Consider the following 2361-nt stretch of genomic DNA (forward strand, 5'->3'; position numbering starts at 1 on the left):
ACGAAACTTGCAAGTCGCTTTGGGATTCGTTGGTAACGACGCTCCACAGAGACTTTCACTCTAGACATAACACATGCCCGTCATACTAAAAAAAGTCTTGGACATTTTCTTTGTCCAAGACTTCTTAATAAAGCTATTACATCATGCCGCCGCCCATCATCGATGGGTCCATTCCCTGTGCGCCATCACCAGATCCGCTATTGGATTCAGGTTCTGGATAATCAGCAACGACTGATTCAGTTGATAGTAGTAAGGAAGAAATAGATGCTGCATTTTGTAAAGCAGAGCGAACAACTTTCGTTGGATCAACAATACCTGCGTCCACCATGTTTACCCATTCTCCAGTTGCTGCGTTAAACCCAGTTCCTACTTGTTCATTCTTCAATTTGTCAATAATCACTGAAGGCTCAAAACCAGCATTTTCAGCCATTTGACGAACTGGCTCTTCTAATGCACGAACCACAATACTAATTCCTGTGCTTACATCATCAGAAGCATCTAATTCAGCTACTTTATTAATTACATTCACTAAGGCTGTTCCACCGCCGGAAACCATGCCTTCTTCAACACCTGCACGAGCTGCGTTCAAGGCGTCTTCAATACGAAGTTTTAATTCTTTTTGTTCTGTTTCTGTTGCTGCACCAACTTTGATGACAGCTACACCGCCTGCTAATTTCGCTAGACGTTCTTGTAATTTTTCTCGATCAAAATCTGAAGTTGTTTCATTTACTTGGTTTTTGATCAATTGTACGCGATCATCGATAGCTGCTGGTTCGCCAGCACCTTCAACAATCGTTGTATTATCTTTATCAACTGTAACTTTACTTGCTTTACCAAGTGAATCCATTGTTGCTTCATTCAAGTTAAGACCTAGATCTTCAGTAATTACAGTAGCGCCAGTCAACACAGCAATATCTTCTAACATTGCTTTACGACGATCGCCAAATCCAGGTGCTTTAGTTGCAACAACATTAAATGTTCCACGAATTTTATTCAAAACAAGTGTTGGTAAAGCTTCACCATCGATATCATCAGCGATAATCAATAATGGTTTGGATTCTTGTACTACTTGTTCTAATAATGGAAGGATATCTTGGATATTAGATATTTTCTTATCTGTAATCAAAATATAAGGATTGTCTAAATCAGCTTCCATTTTTTCATTGTCCGTTACCATGTATTGGGAAAGATAGCCACGATCAAATTGCATCCCTTCAACGACATCTAATTCAGTATCAATGCCTTGAGAATCTTCAATTGTAATCACACCATCATTACCAACTTTGTCCATTGCATCAGCAATATAGTTGCCCACTTGTTCACTACCAGAAGAAACCGTTCCTACTTGAACAATTCCATCTTTTGATTGAACTGGAGTAGAAATATTTTGCAATTCTTCTACTGCCTTTTGCGTAGCTTTTTCGATACCATGACGAATGCCTAACGGGCTTGCACCAGAAGCAACGTTTTTCAATCCTTCGCTTACAATCGATTGTGCTAATACAGTAGCAGTTGTCGTACCGTCACCAGCAACGTCATTTGTTTTAGAAGCAACTTCTGAAACTAACTGAGCACCCATGTTTTCGAAATGATCTTCTAATTGAATTTCTTTAGCAATTGTAACCCCATCGTTAGTAATAAGAGGAGAACCATAAGATTGTTCCAATACAACATTTCGACCTTTAGGCCCTAATGTTACTTTGACTGTATCTGCTAACTTACTTACACCACTAAGCATAGAACGGCGTGCGTCTTCTGAAAATTTAATATCTTTTGCCATAATTTTTCACCTCAAAAATAATTTTTTTATTCCACAATTGCTACAATATCTTTTGCGGAAAAGATCATGTAATCTTGACCATCATATTTTACTTCAGAGCCAGTGTATTTTTCAAATAAGACAATATCGCCAACGTTTACAGGAACTTGTGCCACTTCACCATTTTCAAGTGTGCGTCCATCACCGATAGCGACAACTTTACCTGTTTGTGGTTTTTCTTTAGCAGTAGATGCTAAAACAATGCCACCAACTGTTTTTTCTTCTTCTTCTGAAACCTCGACTAATACGCGGTCACCTAATGGTTTTAACATGAAAGATCCCTCCAAATAAATTTTATCATTTAATTTTCCGTTGTTAGCACTCTTTGTTATAGAGTGCTAACTCACAATTTCAATGGTATCATTTTTCTTTAATATTGCAAGTAGTTGAATCAAATTTTTTTATAAAAGTCAAAAAAAGTCAGTTTTTTATTTACTTAAGTAAATAAACTAAGTGTAAAATTTATTGAGGTTCCCTCTAGACGAATAAAAAAGAAACCGTTACTCTATTCATTGGGCTGTGACAGGCACTAATGAACAAAG

General features: G+C 37.4%; 2 protein-coding genes. Both read right to left on the minus strand.

Going from position 1 to position 2361, the window contains the following annotated elements; all coding sequences use genetic code 11:
• Window positions 1-136: 136 nt before the first annotated feature.
• Window positions 137-1780, minus strand: coding sequence for a chaperonin GroEL (gene groL, locus G577_RS0110290; protein WP_028791086.1), 1644 nt, complete (start codon window positions 1778-1780; stop codon window positions 137-139).
• Between the two features lie 26 nt (window positions 1781-1806).
• Window positions 1807-2091, minus strand: a complete 285-nt coding sequence (gene groES / locus G577_RS0110295) for a co-chaperone GroES (RefSeq protein WP_028791087.1) — start codon at window positions 2089-2091, stop codon at window positions 1807-1809.
• Between the last annotated feature and the right edge of the window lie 270 nt (window positions 2092-2361).

Source organism: Tetragenococcus muriaticus DSM 15685 (assembly GCF_000423785.1).
GTDB classification, from domain to species: Bacteria; Bacillota; Bacilli; order Lactobacillales; family Enterococcaceae; genus Tetragenococcus; species Tetragenococcus muriaticus.

Coding starts and splice junctions, on each gene's coding strand:
- groL (WP_028791086.1), bottom strand. CDS start 1,780: ATGGCAAAAGATATTAAATTTTCAGAAGACGCACGCCGTTCTATGCTT.
- groES (WP_028791087.1), bottom strand. CDS start 2,091: ATGTTAAAACCATTAGGTGACCGCGTATTAGTCGAGGTTTCAGAAGAA.